Below are 16,394 nucleotides of genomic sequence, written 5' to 3' on the forward strand. Positions count from 1 at the left end.
ACCATGTATCAGGCCATCGTCTTCCTTCCGCTGCTCGGCTTCCTGATCGTCGGCCTGTTCGGCACTTCGCTCGGCGCCAAGGCTTCCGAATACATCACCTCCGGCTTCCTGGTGATCGCCGCTGTGCTGTCGTGGGTTGCCTTCTTCTCGGTCGGCTTCGGCGGCGGCGAGGTGTTCACCGTGCCGGTGCTGCGCTGGATCCAGTCAGGCGGCCTCGAAGCGTCGTGGGCGCTGCGGATCGATACGCTGACCGTGGTGATGCTGGTCGTCGTCAATACGGTGTCGGCGCTGGTCCATGTCTACTCGATCGGCTACATGCATCACGACCCGGACCGGCCGCGCTTCTTCGCCTATCTGTCGCTGTTCACCTTCGCCATGCTGATGCTGGTGACGGCCGACAACCTCGTGCAGATGTTCTTTGGCTGGGAAGGCGTCGGCCTTGCCTCCTATCTGCTGATCGGCTTCTGGTACAAGAAGCCGTCGGCCAATGCGGCCGCGATCAAGGCCTTCGTCGTCAACCGCGTCGGCGATTTCGGCTTTGCGCTCGGCATATTCGGCGTGTTCGTGCTGTTCGGCTCGGTCAATCTCGGCACCATCTTCGCCAATGCGGCGACGTTCATTCCGGCGGAAGGCGCGCCGCAAGGCGCGGCCGTACTGACCTTCCTCGGCTATGCGCTCGATAAGCAGGCCGCGATGACGGTCGTCTGCCTCCTCCTGTTCATGGGCGCGATGGGCAAGTCGGCGCAGGTGCCGCTGCACACCTGGCTGCCGGATGCCATGGAAGGCCCGACGCCGGTCTCCGCACTGATCCATGCCGCCACCATGGTGACGGCAGGCGTGTTCATGCTGGCGCGGCTGTCGCCGCTGTTCGAGCTGTCGCATTCGGCACTGACGGTGGTCACCTTCATCGGCGCCTTCACTGCCTTCTTCGCTGCGACAGTCGGTCTTGTCCAGAACGACATCAAGCGCGTCATCGCCTATTCGACCTGTTCGCAGCTCGGCTACATGTTCGTGGCGCTCGGCGTCGGCGCCTATGGCGCGGCGATTTTCCATCTGTTCACCCACGCCTTCTTCAAGGCGCTGCTGTTCCTCGGCTCGGGCTCGGTCATCCACGCCGTCTCCGACGAGCAGGACATGCGCAAAATGGGTGGCCTGAGGACGCTGATCCCGACGACTTACTGGATGATGGTGATCGGCACGCTGGCGCTGACCGGTGTCGGCATTCCGGTAACGATCATCGGCACGGCCGGCTTCTTTTCCAAGGACGCCATCATCGAAGCGGCCTTCGCCGGCCACAATGCGGTCGCCGCGTTTGCCTTCATATTGCTGGTCATTGCTGCCTGCTTTACCTCCTTCTACTCCTGGCGGCTGATCTTCATGACCTTCCACGGCGAGCCGCGGGCCAGCCACGAGGTCATGCACCATGTCCATGAATCGCCGCCGGTCATGCTGGTGCCGCTGTTCATCCTGGCGGCGGGCGCGCTGTTCGCCGGCGTGATCTTCCACGGCGCCTTCATCGGCGAGGGCTATGCCGAATTCTGGAAGGCGTCGCTGTTCACGCTGCCGGACAACCACATCCTGCACGAAATCCACGAAGTGCCGTTGTGGGTCGAGTTGTCGCCGTTCATCGCCATGCTGATCGGCTTTGCGATTGCCTGGCAGTTCTATATTCGCGCGCCGGAAATGCCTCGGAGCGTCGCTGCCAACCATCGCCTGCTCTACGCCTTCCTGCTCAACAAATGGTATTTCGACGAGCTCTACGACTTCCTGTTCGTGCGGCCGGCAAAGCGCCTCGGCCACTTCCTGTGGAAGACCGGCGACGGCACCGTCATCGACGGACTCGGGCCGGACGGCATTTCGGCGCGCGTCGTCGACGTCACCAACCGGGTCGTCAAGCTGCAGACCGGCTATCTCTACCACTATGCCTTCGCCATGCTGATCGGCGTTGCCGCACTCGTCACCTGGATGATGCTCTGATGACCGCCTGGCCGATCCTATCGCTGGTCACCTTCCTGCCGCTGGTTGGTGTGCTGCTCATCCTTTTCGTGCGTGATGACAGCGAGAACGCGCGCCGCAACATCCGCGCCATCGCGCTTTTCACGACTGCGTTCACGTTTGTGATTTCGCTGTTTATCTGGACCGGCTTCGACAATTCGCAACCTGGCTTCCAGTTCGTCGAGAAGTTTGCCTGGCTGGATTCCGGCATCTCCTACCATATGGGCGTAGACGGCATCTCCATGCTGTTCGTCATCCTGACCACCTTCCTGATGCCGCTCTGCATTCTCGCCTCGTGGGAATCGATCGAGAAGCGCGTCAAAGCCTATATGATCGCCTTCCTGCTGCTCGAGACGCTGATGATCGGCGTGTTCTGTGCGCTCGACATCGTCTTGTTCTACGTCTTCTTCGAAGCCGGCCTTATCCCGATGTTCATCATCATCGGCGTGTGGGGCGGCAAGCGGCGCGTCTATGCCTCGTTCAAGTTCTTCCTCTACACCCTGGCCGGTTCGGTGCTGATGCTGCTCGCCATCATGGCGATGTTCTTCCAGTCCGGCACCACCGATATCCCGACGCTGCTGACGCATAATTTCCCGGCCAATATGCAAACCTGGCTATGGCTTGCCTTCTTCGCGTCCTTTGCGGTGAAGATGCCGATGTGGCCGGTGCATACCTGGCTGCCGGACGCGCATGTCGAAGCACCGACGGCCGGCTCGGTGATCCTGGCCGCCATCCTGCTCAAGATGGGCGGGTACGGCTTCCTGCGTTTTTCGCTGCCGATGTTTCCGATCGCATCCGAAATGTTCGCGCCGCTGATCTTCACGCTTTCCGTTGTCGCCATCATCTACACCTCGCTGGTGGCGCTGATGCAGGAGGACATGAAGAAGCTGATCGCCTATTCGTCGGTCGCTCACATGGGCTTCGTTACCATGGGCATCTTCGCGATGAACCAGGAAGGCGTCCAGGGCTCGATCTTCCAGATGCTGTCGCACGGGCTGGTCTCCGGCGCGCTGTTCCTCTGCGTCGGCGTCGTTTACGACCGCATGCACACGCGCGACATTGACGCCTATGGCGGGTTGGTCAACAACATGCCGAAATATGCAACCGTGTTCATGATCTTCACCATGGCCAATGTCGGCCTGCCCGGCACCAGCGGCTTCGTCGGCGAGTTCCTGACCATGCTCGGCGTGTTCCGGGTCAACACCTGGGTGGCGTTCTTCGCCGCCACCGGCGTCATACTGTCGGCGGCCTATGCGCTCTGGCTCTACCGCAAGGTGATCTTCGGCGCACTGACCAAGGAAAGCCTGAAAGGTTTGCTCGACCTGTCGACGCGCGAAAAGGTGATCATCTATCCGCTGGTCGCGCTGGTCATCTTCTTCGGCGTCTATCCGGCGCCGATCTTCGACGCGACGGCCGAATCGGTCAAGGCGCTCGTTACCAATGTCACCGCATCCATCGGCGCCGCGCAGACCGCGGCGGCGAACTGACTGGGGGTTTGCGAACCATGACGCCGGACCTTCTCTCCAGCCTGTCGCTCTCGACGCCAGAGCTGATCCTCGCCATCGGCGCCTTGGCGCTGTTGATGCTCGGCGCCTATTCGCGCGCCAACACCGCCGTCACGGTGAGCGGCCTTGCTGTTGCCGTGCTGGTCATCGCCGGCGCCTGGCTGATCTTTTCCCCGGGGCAGGGCAACGCCTATGGCGAAGCCTTCATCCAGGACCCATTCGCCCGCTTCATGAAGATGCTGGCGCTGGTCGGCTCGGCGGTGACGCTGGTCATGTCGGTTCGCTTTGCCCAGGCGGAGCGTTTCGACAAGTTCGAATATCCGGTGCTGATCCTGCTCTGCACGCTCGGCATGATGCTGATGATCTCGGCCAACGGCATGATCGGGCTCTATCTCGGCCTCGAGCTGCAGTCGCTGGCGATCTACGTGCTGGCGGCGATCAACCGCGATAATCTGCGCTCGACCGAGGCCGGGCTGAAGTACTTCGTCCTTGGCGCGCTGTCGTCGGGCATGCTGCTTTACGGCATCTCGCTGGTCTACGGCTACACGGGCAACACCGGCTTCCAGGAGATCGCCGCGGCGCTCAGCGGCGGCGAGCGCCAGCTCGGCCTCGTCTTCGGCCTGGTCTTTGTGCTGGCCGGCCTTGCCTTCAAGATCTCGGCGGTGCCGTTCCATATGTGGACGCCCGACGTCTATGAGGGCGCGCCGACGCCGGTGACGGCCTTTCTGGCGGCGGCACCGAAGATGGCGGCGATGGCGCTGATGGTGCGCGTCACCATGGGCGCCTTCAAGCCGATCGCCGCCGACTGGCAGCAGATCATCGTCTTCATCTCGATCGCCTCGATGGCGCTCGGCGCATTCGCGGCCATCGGCCAGACCAACATCAAGCGGCTGATGGCCTATTCCTCCATCGGCCATATGGGTTATGCTCTGGTCGGCCTTGCCGCCAACAGCCAGGACGGGGTGCGCGGCGTCGCCATCTACATGCTGATCTATCTGGTGATGACGCTCGGCACCTTCGCCTTCATCCTCGCCATGCGGCGCAAGGAGGGCAATGTCGAGCAGATCAGCGATCTCGCCGGCCTGTCGGCGACCAACCCGATCATGGCGACGATCCTTACCATCATGATGTTCTCGCTGGCCGGTATCCCGCCGCTCGCCGGCTTCTGGGGGAAATGGTACGTGTTCCTCGCCGCCATCAATGCCAACCTCTACGCGCTGGCGATCATCGGCGTGCTGGCCTCTGTGGTGGGCGCCTATTATTATCTGCGCATCATCAAGATCATGTGGTTCGACGAACCGGTCGGCGGCTTCGTGCCGATGGCGACCGAACTGCGCGTCGTGCTCGGCGCCTGCGGCGCTTTCGTGCTGTTCTACGTGCTGATCGGCGGCCCGATCGGAACCTACGCAGCCGCCGCGGCCAAGACCTTCTTCTAACGGAATGACGTTCAGGCTGGCTCCAACCGCGGCTTCGGAAGGGTTCCGGCTCGAGGCGCACGATACGGTCGGCTCCACCAATGCGTTGGCGCTGGAGCACGCGCGGGCCGGCGATCCGGGCAAACTCTGGGTCGTCTCAAAAAAGCAGGAAGCGGGACGTGGCCGCCGCGGCCGCGCCTGGGCGACGCCCGAAGGCAACCTGGCGGCGACGCTGCTGGTGATCACCAACACCGAGCTTCGACTTGCCGCGACGCTCGGCTTCGTTGCCGGACTGGCGCTGGCCGACGCGCTCGACGCCGTCGTGCCGAAAGGCAGGATTGCGATCGGCCTCGATGGTGCGAGCCAGGGCAAGAACCGCTTCGAGTTGAAATGGCCGAACGACGTGCTTGCCTCGGGCGCCAAGCTCGCCGGCATCCTGCTGGAATCGGCGATGCTGGATGGCGACCGTTCGGCGGTGGCTGTTGGCATCGGCGTCAATGTGGTGGCTTATCCCAATGATTTGCCCTATCCAGCGACGTCGCTCAACGCGCTGGGGTCGGCTTGCGATGCCGAGACGCTGTTTCTGGCGCTGTCGGATGCATGGAGCGAGAATGCCCGGCTGTGGAACGAAGGGCGTGGGCTTGCCGCCGTCAGGCGGCGCTGGCTGGCGCGTGCGGCGGGGCTTGGCGGGCAGGTTGCTGTCAGAATTGACGGTAATGTGGTGCGCGGCACCTTCGAGACCATTGACGAAGACTGCCGTTTCGTGATCCGCGACGATGAAGGCTCGGTTCTGACGATCGCCGCCGGCGACGTGCATTTCGGCGCGGTCGCATCGGCCGTCGGTTGACTGGCCAATACGTTTGACTGGCCAGGTATTTGACCAGCTTGAATTTGACCGGCCGACAATTTTGATTGGCCGACAATTTTGACCGGCCCACAATTTGACCGGCCCACAATTTGAACGGCAAGGAAGGAAAGACCATGGCGACAGCGGAAAATGCCGAACTTGTCTTCGTGCCGCTCGGCGGTGTCGGCGAGATCGGCATGAACTTCGCCCTCTACGGCTATGGGCCGGCCAATGCGCGCGAATGGATCGTCGTCGACGTCGGCGTTACTTTTCCCGATGCAACCCTGCCCGGCGTCGACCTGGTACTGCCCGACACCCGCTTCATCGAGGAGAATGTCGCCAATCTGCGCGGCATCGTCATTACCCATGCACATGAGGACCACTACGGCGCGCTGCACGACATCTGGCCGAAGCTCAAGGCGCCGGTCTGGATGACGCCGTTCGGCGCCGGCCTGCTGGAAGCCAAGCGGCAGGGCGAGCAAGGGGCGCCGAAGATCCCGGTGACGATCTACCGGGCTGGCGAGAAATTCACCGTCGGTCCGTTCGAGATCGAGGCCATCCCCGTTGCGCACTCCATTCCCGAACCGATGTCGCTGGCGATCACCACGCCGGCCGGCGTCGTCATCCATACCGGCGATTGGAAGATCGATCCGGCGCCGACGGTGGGGCCGATGACCGACGAGGCACGCTTCCGCGCCTATGGCGACAAGGGCGTGCTGGCGTTGATCTGCGATTCCACCAACGCGCTGCGGGAAGGGGAATCACCGTCGGAAGTGGCGGTGGGCGAGGGTCTCAAGGGTGTCATCCAGAATGCCAAGGGCCGTGTCGCCGTCAGCAGCTTCTCCTCCAATGTCGGCCGCATCGTCTCGATCGCCAAGGCAGCGCGGGATGCCGGCCGCCAATGCCTGGTGCTTGGCCGCTCGATGAAGCGCGTCATCGATGTGGCTGATGAACTCGGTTATATGGACGGGTTGCCGGAATTCATCGCCGAGGAGGATTACGGCTTCATCCCGCGCGAAAACCTCGTCATCATCTGCACCGGAAGCCAGGGCGAGCCGCTTGCCGCGCTTGCCAAGCTGTCGCGCGACGAGATGAAGTCGGTGGCGCTGACGGCCGGCGACACGGTGGTGTTTTCCTCGCGCACCATTCCCGGCAACGAGAAGGCGATCCTCGAAATCAAGAACCGCCTGATCGATCTCGGCATCAAGATCATCGAGGACGGCGATGCGCTGGTGCATGTCTCCGGCCATCCACGCCGCAGCGAATTGCGCAAGATGTATGAATGGGTGCGGCCGCAGATCGGCGTTCCCGTACATGGCGAGGCAGCGCATCTGGTGGCGCAGGGCTCGCTGATGTCGATGTCCGGCATCAGCCAGGTGGCGCAGGTGCGCGACGGCGACATGCTCAGGCTGTATCCGGGTGCCGCCGCCATCATCGACCAGGTTCCGTTCGGCCGCATCTACAAGGACGGAAGGCTGATCGGCAGCGATCAGGCGATGGGCATTCGCGACCGCCGCAGGCTGTCCTTTGCCGGCCATGTCGCCGTCAACGTGGTGCTCGACGACAAATACGAGCTTGCCGGCGATCCCGATCTCGTCGCCATCGGCGTCGCCGAGGCCGACGGCAGCGGCGAGAGCCTGGAAGACCTGATGATCGATGCGGCAATCGGCGCCGTGGACTCCATCCCCCGCCAGCGCCGAAAAGACCTCGACCTGGTCCAGGAGGCGGTGCGGCGCGCGGTGCGCGGCGCGGCCAACGAAGCCTGGGGCAAGAAGCCGCTGGTGACAGTGTTCGTCACAAGATGAGGGAGTAGGGGAGTATGGCAGTAGGGGAGTAGGGAAGAACAGGTAGCTTGCACTCTCCAAACTTGTTTTCCCTACTCCCGTACTCCCCTATTCCCCTACTCCCCTAACCGGGAGCACTCTATGCTCGGACGCCTCAACCATGTCGCGCTTGCGGTGCCGGATCTGGCCGCGGCTGCGGCGGTCTATCGTGATACGCTTGGCGCGCGCGTAACCGCGCCGCAGGCGCTGCCGGAGCATGGCGTTACGGTGGTGTTCGTCGACGTCGGCAACACCAGGATCGAGTTGCTCGAGCCGCTAGGCGAAGCTTCGCCGATCGCCGCATTCCTCGAGAAGAATCCGTCCGGCGGCATGCACCATCTCTGCTACGAGGTGGACGACATTGTTGCGGCGCGCGACCGTCTCAAGGCCAGCGGCGCGCGCGTGCTGGGCGACGGCAAGCCGAAGACCGGCGCGCATGGCAAACCGGTATTGTTTCTGCACCCCAAGGATTTCTTCGGCACGCTGGTCGAACTGGAGCAAGCATGAGTTGGGTTTCGTTTGTCGCCCTGTTCTTCGCCACATGGTGGGTGGTGTTGTTCGCCGTGCTGCCGTTCAGCATGCGGACACAGGACGAGGACCGGGACGTGACGCTTGGCACGGTTCCGAGCGCACCGCGCGGACCGCATATGCTGCGCGCGGCGCTGCGCACGACAATCGCCACGCTGGTCCTCATGGGTATCTTCTACGGCATCACGAGAGGGCTTGGCCTCGGCATCGATGACATCCCGCACATCGTACCAGATTTCAACCAGAGCCCAGCGCATTAGCCGGCTACCTACCGTGTCCGGCTATCCCAGCCTAGCCGACGCCCTGAAATCAAGCTGAGCCAGCAAGGTCAACCCAAGTAAAGCCCCGGGGCGGGCTTGGGCTGACGCAACGTCATGTAGTTTGGTAATCTGTCGTGCTAACCAAATGATTGCACAAAAAAAATGCAAGGCGCGAGGCCTTGCAATTTAAACGCGTCCGATCTGTTTCCGGTGTCCGGCGGCAGCGAGTTACCGCGCCTAGATCGCATCCTCCCAAGACTTTGACCGCGTAGGAGGGCAGATTTTTCTCTACCCTCTCGGTTATCTGGGCACACTAGCCTAAGGCGGGTGAAAATGTCACGAAGAATTTTGCCCGGAAACAGGCAATCTCGTGCTGCAGTGCACAATAGTACGGCAGGCGTTGCTTGCGAAACGGCCAGCAAGCCGTGTGCGGCAATTGCGGCGCCTGTGCAGCGCCTGGGCCGGGTTTCCATTCCGCCATGAAATGGCTATGAAGCCGGGGCAAGCAAGCCTGTGCCGCGCCGATTCCGGCGCCGCCATCCTCTCTCACGGACCAGTTCATGCGTTTGTCGCGCTATTTCCTGCCCATCCTCAAAGAAAACCCGCGCGAGGCCGAGATTGTCTCGCATCGGCTGATGCTGCGTGCCGGCATGATCCGCCAGCAGGGGCAGGGCAGCTTTTCCTGGCTGCCGCTCGGCAAGCGGGTGCTGGACAAGGTCTGCCGGATTATCCGCGAGGAGCAGAATCGCGCCGGCGCGCTCGAAATCCTGATGCCGACCATCCAATCGGCCGAGCTGTGGCGCGAAAGTGGCCGCTATGAAGATTACGGCAAGGAGATGCTGCGCATCAAGGACCGGCAAGACCGCGATATGCTCTACGGGCCGACCAACGAGGAGATGGTCACCGAAATCTTCCGCTCCTATGTCAAGTCCTACAAGGACCTGCCGCTCAACCTCTATCACATCCAGTGGAAGTTTCGCGACGAGGTGCGCCCGCGCTTCGGTGTCATGCGTTCGCGCGAGTTCCTGATGAAGGACGCCTATTCCTTCGACCTCGATTATGAAGGCGCCAAGGCCGCCTATAACCGCATGTTCGTGTCCTATCTCAGGACGTTTACGCGCATGGGGCTTCAGGCTATCCCGATGCGCGCCGACACCGGGCCGATCGGCGGCGACCTCAGCCATGAGTTCATCATCCTGGCCGACACCGGCGAGAGCCAGGTGTTTTGCCACCGCGATTATCTTTCGCTGGCAGTGCCCGGCGCAGACACGGATTTTTCGAACGACGCCGAGATCGGCGCCATCGTCAAGACATGGACGACGCCCTATGCCGCCACCGACGAGATGCATGACGAGGCGGCATGGGAGAAGGTGCCCGCGAGCGACCGGGTCTCGGCGCGCGGCATCGAGGTTGGGCATATCTTCCATTTCGGCGACAAATATTCCAAGCCGATGGGCGCCAAGGTGACCGGCCCGGACGGCAAGGATCATTTCGTTTCTGGCGGTTCCTACGGCATCGGCCCGTCCAGGCTGGTCGCGGCGATCATCGAAGCCAGCCATGACGATAACGGCATCATCTGGCCGGAGGCGGTGGCGCCGTTCGATGTCGGCCTAATCAACATGAAGGCCGGCGATGCCGAATGCGACCGCGTCTGCGGCGAGCTGAATGCCGCCTTTGCCGCCGCGGGCAAGGAGGTGCTCTACGACGACACCGACCAGCGGCCGGGCGGCAAGTTCGCCACCGCCGATCTGATCGGGCTGCCGTGGCAGGTGATCGTCGGGCCGCGCGGCATCGCCGCCGGCGAGGTCGAAATCAAGAACCGCAGGACCGGCGAGCGCGAGACGCTGCCGATCGCGGACGTGAAGCAGCGTTTCGGTGCCGCCGCATGAACAAAGCGGCGGCAGCAAGACCATCGGGCGCCGGGCCTTTTTCCGGCTTCGAGCGCATGGTGGCGTGGCGCTATCTGCGCTCGCGTCGCAAGGAGACGGTGATCTCGGTCATCGCCTCGATCTCCTTCCTCGGCATCATGCTGGGCGTCGCCACGCTGATCGTCGTCATGGCGGTGATGAACGGCTTTCGCGCCGAACTGCTGACGCGCATCCTAGGCGTCAACGGGCACCTGATCGTGCAGCCGCTCGACATGCCGCTGGAGGACTATGCCCAGGTCGCCGGCCGCATCAACGGCGTGCCCGGCGTCAAATACGCCATCCCGCTGATCGACGGGCAGGTGCTGGCGCAAGGCAATGTCGGCGGCGGCACCGGCGCGCTGGTGCGCGGCATACGCGGCGAGGATCTCGGCAAGATCACCATCGTCGCCAACAATATCAAGGAGGGCTCGATCGTCGGCTTTGACACCGGCGAAGGCGTCGCCATCGGCAGCCGCATGGCCGAGAATCTCGGCCTAGTGCTTGGCGATACGATCACGCTGATTTCGCCCGAGGGCGACATCACGCCGCTTGGCACGACGCCGCGCATGAAAGGCTATCCGGTCACCGCGATCTTCGAGGTCGGCATGTCGGAATATGACAGTTCCATCGTCTACATGCCGTTCTCGGAAGCGCAGCTTTATTTCAACATGGACGGCCGGGCGCAGACGATCGAGATCTATGCCGACAATCCCGACAATATCGACGCGCTGAAGCCGAAGGTCGAAGAGGCGGCGCAGCGGCCGATCAGCCTTGTCGATTGGCGGCAACGCAACAAGACGTTCTTCGACGCGCTGCAGGTCGAACGCAACGTCATGTTCATGATCCTGACCCTGATCGTGCTGGTGGCGGCGCTAAACATCATTTCGGGCCTGATCATGCTGGTGAAGGACAAGGGCCACGACATCGCCATCCTGCGCACCATGGGCGCGACGCGCAGCGCGATCCTGCGCATCTTCCTGATGACCGGGGCTGCGATCGGTGTTGTCGGCACCATCGCCGGCGTGCTGCTCGGCATCGTGATCTGCCTCAACGTCGAGCGCATTCGCCAGTTCTTCTCCTGGCTGGCCAACGAGCGGCTGTTCAATCCCGAGCTTTATTTCCTGAGCCAATTGCCGGCCCGCATGGATGCCAGCGAGACGATCTCCGTCGTTCTCATGGCGCTGGCGCTGTCGTTCCTGGCCACGCTGTTTCCGGCGTGGCGCGCGGCCAGGCTCGATCCGGTCGAAGCGCTGAGGTACGAGTGATGGCCGAAGCCATTATCGAGCTGAAGAGCGTCGAACGGCACTATGTGCAGGGACCGCGCAAGCTGACCATCCTGAACGGCGCCGATTTTTCGCTGAAGCGTGGCGAGATGGTGGCGCTTGTGGCGCCGTCGGGCACCGGCAAGTCGACGCTGCTACACACCGCCGGGCTGTTGGAGCGACCGGACGCCGGCGACGTGATCCTGGCGGGGCGCGCCTGCGGCCGGCTTTCCGACGACGAGCGCACGGCGATCCGCCGCAACGACGTCGGCTTCGTCTATCAGTTCCATCATTTGCTGCCTGAATTCTCGGCGCTGGAAAACATCATGATGCCGCAGCTGATAAAAGGGCTGCCGCGCAAGGAGGCGGCCGAGCGGGCGGCGCAATTGCTCGACTATATGCAGATCGGCAAGCGGGCACAGCATCGCCCCTCCGAGCTCTCCGGCGGCGAGCAGCAGCGGGTCGCCATTGCGCGTGCCGTCGCCAATGCGCCGCTGGTGCTTTTGGCCGACGAGCCGACCGGCAATCTCGACCCGGTGACTGCTTCCTATGTGTTCGAGGCGCTGGCAGCGCTGGTCCGGCAATCGGGCCTGGCGGCGCTGATCGCCACTCATAATCATGAGCTCGCCTCGCGCATGGACCGCCGCGTGACGCTGGCCGACGGCAAGGTCGTGCCGCTTTAGGGGTGCGCTGCTATTGAGGCGATGCCGGCCTGCGAGCTGCCGTGCGCCGTCCCGCCACTTTCGCGCGCCTGTCGGCCCCGAAACGCCCGGCATCTCCCTTTTCAACCCTTTCTTAACCCTGTCGAAATGACCGAGCGCAATTCCGGTGACACCTGGGCTGCGATCGTTGACATTCGAACAAAATTAGAACAAAATACGAACATACTAACAACAGGAGAGAGTTATGACCGATCTTGTTCAGGATGTCGTTTCGCTGGTGTGCATGAGCACGTTCCTCATTTCCATGGCAATCTGGATCGGCGCGATGTGAGGCTTGAGCTCAAGGGCGGGCTCGATGCTGATGAGCGAGGGCCGCCTTCGCATATTGGCGCAGGCATTGGGCGAGTGTTTCAGCCGGCCTTGCGGGACACTTCGACAGGCGACACCGCGGCGGGCCCGAACACGTCCTCGAAAGCGGATTTCAGCGCCAGGTCGAGGTCGGCCATGGTCACGGGAAGGCCGAGATCGACAAGGCTGGTAACGCCGTGATCCTGGACGCCGCACGGTACGATGCCGCTGAAATGGCTAAGGTCCGGCTCGACATTGATGGCGATGCCGTGAAAGCTCACCCAGCGCCTCAGCCTTATGCCGATGGCGGCGATCTTGTCCTCGGCCGCCGAGCCGTCGGGCAAAGCGGGGCGGTCCGGCCGAACCACCCAGACGCCGACGCGGTCCTCGCGGCGTTCGCCGCGTACGTTGAAGGCGGCCAGCGAGCCGATGATCCATTGTTCGAGAGCGGCGACGAAGGCGCGGACATCCTCGCGCCGCCGCTTCAGGTCGAGCATGACGTAGGCGACCCGCTGGCCCGGCCCATGATAGGTGTATTCGCCGCCACGCCCGGCGGCAAAGACCGGGAAGCGGTCCGGCTCGATCAGGTCCTCGACGCGGGCGCTGGTGCCGGCGGTGTAGAGCGGCGGGTGCTCGACCAGCCAGACCATCTCGCCGGCGGCGCCGCTGCGGATTGCCTCGGCGCGCGCCTCCATCAGGGCGAGCGCATCGGGATAGGCGGTGAGCCCAGGCTCGATCCGCCATTCGACCGGCGCCGAGCCGGGCAAGGGCAGGAACGACGTGGCGATCTGGCTGCGTTCTGTCATGATATCTCGTCTCGCCACTCATATGGCGGCAATCGGTACAAACGTCCAGTTCCGGCACGTTCGGCCCTTGAAGAGTTATGCCGATGTCCGGCCGATTATTGCTGGCCGCGCACTTGTTTCACCGGAAACGATTTGCTACACGCCGCGGGCCGGTTGGTTCCGGCTCCTACCACGTGCGGTCGTGGCGGAATTGGTAGACGCGCAGCGTTGAGGTCGCTGTGGGGCAACCCGTGGAAGTTCGAGTCTTCTCGACCGCACCAATCAGTCTTTTGGCTGTGGAAGTTATTGCGATTTTTCAGGCTTGTCGCACAGCCGTGCAAATACGGCAAAAAGCGCACTGTCACCGTAATTTGTTAATTCGCGTCCTATGCCGTCTGTTCTTTCCCGGACATCTGAGTTCACGGTTGGTGATGGGCATCGCAGCGAAAGCAAGCACCTTTGCGCTTGCCTTGAAGGCATCCTATTCTGGAGGATAGCATCCGCTCGTGGGCATAGAATGTCGGTACTGCCGTTCTTAAGAATTTACGCGCCGCTCAACGCGGTGCTGGCTGCGACTGGGCTTGTGGCGGTGGCTGCGCTCACGACACCGGACATGTCCGGGCGAAGCAGACTGGCTTTGGCTGCCGTGCTCGCGGTCATTTGGGGCATCTATCTCCTGGAATTGGCCGAGAAACTGCTCAAGCGCCGGGCGGGATACCTTCGGGACAGGACGCCGGCAATCGCCATTGATGTGCTCGCGGTTTTGGTTCCACTCGCCGCATTTCTGCTCGTCGGCACGCCCGACCGGAGCCTCTACTGCGCTGTCTGGCTGCTGAAACCGCTGCGCGATTCAACTTTCTTCCCGCTGCTGGGCAGAATCCTGACCAACGAAGCGCGCAACCTGATCGGCGTCGCCACGGTCTTCGGCATCGTTCTGTTCGGTGTTGCGCTCGCAGCCTATGTGATCGAGCGCGACGTCCAACCGCAAAAATTCGGCAGCATCCCCCAGGCAATGTGGTGGGCGGTGGTCACGCTGTCCACCACCGGCTATGGCGACGCTATTCCGGAAAGCTTCGCCGGCCGCGTCCTTGCCGGGGCGGTCATGATGAGTGGCATCGGCATCTTCGCGCTCTGGGCTGGCATTCTTGCCACCGGCTTTTATCAAGAAGTCCGTCGTGAGGATTTCGTCCGCAATTGGCAATTGGTCGCCGCCGTGCCGTTGTTTCAGAAGCTCGGCCCGGCCACACTAGTCGAGATCGTGCGCGCATTACGACCTCGCAGCGTGCCGGCTGGCGCTGTGATCTGCCGCAAGGGCGAGACCGGTGATCAGATGTTCTTCGTCGTGGAGGGGCGCGTCAGCGTCGCGACGCCAAACCCGGTGGAGCTGGGCCCTGGCGCCTTCTTCGGCGAGATGGCGCTGATCACCGGCGAACCGCGCTCGGCGACCGTCAGCGCCACAACGGTGGTCTCACTCCTGTCGCTACACTCGGCGGATTTCCAGATGCTGTGCAGCAGCAGCCCGGAGATCGCAGAAATCATCCGCAAAACCGCGCTCGAGCGGCGCGGCGCGGCGCCTAACGGTTGACCGTATTAGACTGGGTGTTCGTCAGGAGGAGGATGTGATGGCAAGGCTGCCAGCTGCCTGCCGATGGTGGCTGGCTGGAACTACGTGCTTTGCCGCTGTCGAACCACCCTCAATACAAATCGCCGCGGAATCGTAGAAAAATGCTTCAAAATCAACGCGGGCGGCGTTGCGGCGCGCTGCATCTCGACCACACCATTAAGTTCGAAAGCGGAATCTCTTGCTCGTCGAATTCGAGCACGGCGGGGAGCGTCCTTGTCGGGGCACGTGCTTTGTGCCTGACTGCGGTCGCGAGTTTGGCTTATGCGAAGTGGCCATCGGCGGGCAATGGCCATCTATCGACAAGCGCACATAACTATTCGCGCACCAGGCGTCCGGTCGCCCACCAGATCACCGATACAACAACGATCGATGCGTAGCCGTCCACGGCATAGTGCCAGCCAGTGAACACCGATCCGTACAGGATCAGGGCTGCAAAGGTCCAACCCAGAACGCCAAGCCAGCGATTGATCGATGACAGCAAATAGGCGTTCAATACGGCAAAGGCGACATGCATGCTTGGCATGGCCGAGATGCCGCCGCCAAGACTTGGCCGGCCGCTCTGGTAAGCCTTCAGGAGATATGCCGCGGGTTCCCGCACCATGTAACTATGGTCCAGCCTGTCCAGGGCCGCATTCAATCCGTGGAAGCGATCCACGCCGACAAAGTGGTGGTAGTAAACCGGTCCGACCGATGCCAGCGCCAGGGCCAAGACCGTTCCGAGGACGGACAACGTCAGCGCTGCTGCGCAGAGATAGCGGATGCGGGCAATCTCGTCCGACCAGAGCGACACGAAAAGGATGGTGCCGAACCACTGGTAAAACCAAATGACTTCATAGCTGTTGAAGACGACGGACGACCAATTGTTGCTGTCGAGCTTATGGACGATCTCCCATGGCGGCATCCCGTGCAGCCATTCATCAGCGTCGGCCAACCAGTTGTCGGCATAGTATGGAACGACGGACGGGATGGCGATCTTGTAGGTAGAGAACGCGGTCAAGCTGGCAAAGAAGAACAGCAGCACCAGCAGACAACCACGCCAGCGCCCTTGAGCCAAATCCAGTGCGTAGCGAACCGGTTGCCGCCGACCATGGATTAGCGCGGCACAGCAGACGCCACCGATAAACAACACCGGGATGCCAACAAGAAACTTGTGAGAATAGATTAAGGCCGACGTATAGAATACCTCCGGGTATAGTGCGGAAGCGCCTAAAACATATGTCGCCATGAACAATGAGAGGCGCAATTGCCATATGGCGGAGGGCCTGTAGCGAGAGGCTTCCGTGGTTAGGGCCAAACCAATTTACCCGTTCTTAACGTTTCGCCGGAGAGACACATATACCGATAAGGTAAAAACCTTGCCGCCAGGTTTACTTTTCCCCGGTGGTCGACATTTGCCGCCGGCTCGCATGCGACGGATTGTTTCCCTGTAATCT

Annotated in this window: 13 protein-coding genes and 1 tRNA gene; 12 read left to right on the forward strand and 2 right to left on the reverse strand. The window is 62.3% G+C overall.

Annotated features, from left to right (window positions below):
- Positions 1-3: 3 nt before the first annotated feature.
- The 10 genes from nuoL to NKJ72_RS13705 all read left to right on the forward strand — a co-directional run bounded on the left by nuoL (position 4) and on the right by NKJ72_RS13705 (position 12,225).
- Positions 4-1,977 (forward strand): NADH-quinone oxidoreductase subunit L, encoded by a 1,974-nt coding sequence (nuoL, locus tag NKJ72_RS13660; protein WP_352477553.1) that lies wholly within the window; start codon positions 4-6, stop codon positions 1,975-1,977.
- Positions 1,977-3,482: an NADH-quinone oxidoreductase subunit M gene (locus NKJ72_RS13665; RefSeq protein WP_352450009.1), complete on the forward strand. Its 1,506-nt coding sequence runs from the start codon at positions 1,977-1,979 to the stop codon at positions 3,480-3,482. The genes nuoL and NKJ72_RS13665 overlap by 1 nt, the downstream gene beginning before the upstream one ends.
- A 17-nt stretch (positions 3,483-3,499) precedes the next feature.
- Positions 3,500-4,936: an NADH-quinone oxidoreductase subunit NuoN gene (gene nuoN, locus NKJ72_RS13670; protein ID WP_352477554.1), complete on the forward strand. Its 1,437-nt coding sequence runs from the start codon at positions 3,500-3,502 to the stop codon at positions 4,934-4,936.
- Positions 4,937-4,940: 4 nt separating this feature from the next.
- Positions 4,941-5,762 (forward strand): biotin--[acetyl-CoA-carboxylase] ligase, encoded by an 822-nt coding sequence (locus tag NKJ72_RS13675; RefSeq protein ID WP_352477556.1) that lies wholly within the window; start codon positions 4,941-4,943, stop codon positions 5,760-5,762.
- A 134-nt stretch (positions 5,763-5,896) separates the two neighbouring features.
- A complete protein-coding gene (locus NKJ72_RS13680) occupies positions 5,897-7,567 on the forward strand; it encodes a ribonuclease J (protein ID WP_352477557.1) in 1,671 nt (556 codons plus the stop codon).
- Positions 7,568-7,687: 120 nt separating this feature from the next.
- A complete protein-coding gene (mce, locus tag NKJ72_RS13685) occupies positions 7,688-8,092 on the forward strand; it encodes a methylmalonyl-CoA epimerase (RefSeq protein WP_352477558.1) in 405 nt (134 codons plus the stop codon).
- Positions 8,089-8,373 (forward strand): DUF1467 family protein, encoded by a 285-nt coding sequence (locus NKJ72_RS13690; RefSeq protein WP_254818117.1) that lies wholly within the window; start codon positions 8,089-8,091, stop codon positions 8,371-8,373. Before mce ends, NKJ72_RS13690 begins: the two co-directional genes overlap by 4 nt.
- A 560-nt stretch (positions 8,374-8,933) precedes the next feature.
- Positions 8,934-10,262, forward strand: coding sequence for a proline--tRNA ligase (proS, locus tag NKJ72_RS13695; RefSeq protein WP_352477559.1), 1,329 nt, complete (start codon positions 8,934-8,936; stop codon positions 10,260-10,262).
- Positions 10,259-11,545 (forward strand): lipoprotein-releasing ABC transporter permease subunit, encoded by a 1,287-nt coding sequence (locus NKJ72_RS13700; RefSeq protein ID WP_352477560.1) that lies wholly within the window; start codon positions 10,259-10,261, stop codon positions 11,543-11,545. The genes proS and NKJ72_RS13700 overlap by 4 nt, the downstream gene beginning before the upstream one ends.
- Positions 11,542-12,225, forward strand: coding sequence for an ABC transporter ATP-binding protein (locus tag NKJ72_RS13705; RefSeq protein ID WP_254818120.1), 684 nt, complete (start codon positions 11,542-11,544; stop codon positions 12,223-12,225). The genes NKJ72_RS13700 and NKJ72_RS13705 overlap by 4 nt, the downstream gene beginning before the upstream one ends.
- Before the next feature lie 389 nt (positions 12,226-12,614).
- Here NKJ72_RS13705 and lipB read toward each other — a convergent pair whose 3' ends face one another.
- Positions 12,615-13,358, reverse strand: a complete 744-nt coding sequence (gene lipB, locus NKJ72_RS13710; RefSeq protein ID WP_352477561.1) for a lipoyl(octanoyl) transferase LipB — start codon at positions 13,356-13,358, stop codon at positions 12,615-12,617.
- 175 nt (positions 13,359-13,533) lie between these two features.
- Between lipB and NKJ72_RS13715 the strand changes: the two genes are divergently transcribed.
- A tRNA-Leu gene (locus NKJ72_RS13715) sits at positions 13,534-13,618 on the forward strand.
- A 236-nt stretch (positions 13,619-13,854) separates the two neighbouring features.
- Positions 13,855-14,922: a cyclic nucleotide-gated potassium channel gene (locus tag NKJ72_RS13720; RefSeq protein WP_352477562.1), complete on the forward strand. Its 1,068-nt coding sequence runs from the start codon at positions 13,855-13,857 to the stop codon at positions 14,920-14,922.
- A 352-nt stretch (positions 14,923-15,274) separates the two neighbouring features.
- Here the strand turns inward: NKJ72_RS13720 and NKJ72_RS13725 are convergent, their stop codons facing one another.
- Positions 15,275-16,186 (reverse strand): phosphatase PAP2 family protein, encoded by a 912-nt coding sequence (locus NKJ72_RS13725; protein WP_254818386.1) that lies wholly within the window; start codon positions 16,184-16,186, stop codon positions 15,275-15,277.
- Positions 16,187-16,394 lie beyond the last annotated feature (208 nt).

It is taken from the genome of Mesorhizobium sp. M0045 (genome assembly GCF_040323385.1).
Taxonomy (GTDB): Bacteria; Pseudomonadota; Alphaproteobacteria; order Rhizobiales; family Rhizobiaceae; genus Mesorhizobium.

Excerpts from the sequence above, each read along its gene's own strand:
- nuoL (WP_352477553.1), top strand. The coding sequence starts at position 4 with ATGTATCAGGCCATCGTCTTCCTTCCGCTGCTCGGCTTCCTGATCGTC.
- NKJ72_RS13665 (WP_352450009.1), top strand. The coding sequence starts at position 1,977 with ATGACCGCCTGGCCGATCCTATCGCTGGTCACCTTCCTGCCGCTGGTT.
- nuoN (WP_352477554.1), top strand. The coding sequence starts at position 3,500 with ATGACGCCGGACCTTCTCTCCAGCCTGTCGCTCTCGACGCCAGAGCTG.
- NKJ72_RS13675 (WP_352477556.1), top strand. The coding sequence starts at position 4,941 with ATGACGTTCAGGCTGGCTCCAACCGCGGCTTCGGAAGGGTTCCGGCTC.
- NKJ72_RS13680 (WP_352477557.1), top strand. The coding sequence starts at position 5,897 with ATGGCGACAGCGGAAAATGCCGAACTTGTCTTCGTGCCGCTCGGCGGT.
- mce (WP_352477558.1), top strand. The coding sequence starts at position 7,688 with ATGCTCGGACGCCTCAACCATGTCGCGCTTGCGGTGCCGGATCTGGCC.
- NKJ72_RS13690 (WP_254818117.1), top strand. The coding sequence starts at position 8,089 with ATGAGTTGGGTTTCGTTTGTCGCCCTGTTCTTCGCCACATGGTGGGTG.
- proS (WP_352477559.1), top strand. The coding sequence starts at position 8,934 with ATGCGTTTGTCGCGCTATTTCCTGCCCATCCTCAAAGAAAACCCGCGC.
- NKJ72_RS13700 (WP_352477560.1), top strand. The coding sequence starts at position 10,259 with ATGAACAAAGCGGCGGCAGCAAGACCATCGGGCGCCGGGCCTTTTTCC.
- lipB (WP_352477561.1), bottom strand. The coding sequence starts at position 13,358 with ATGACAGAACGCAGCCAGATCGCCACGTCGTTCCTGCCCTTGCCCGGC.
- NKJ72_RS13720 (WP_352477562.1), top strand. The coding sequence starts at position 13,855 with ATGTCGGTACTGCCGTTCTTAAGAATTTACGCGCCGCTCAACGCGGTG.
- NKJ72_RS13725 (WP_254818386.1), bottom strand. The coding sequence starts at position 16,186 with ATGGCGACATATGTTTTAGGCGCTTCCGCACTATACCCGGAGGTATTC.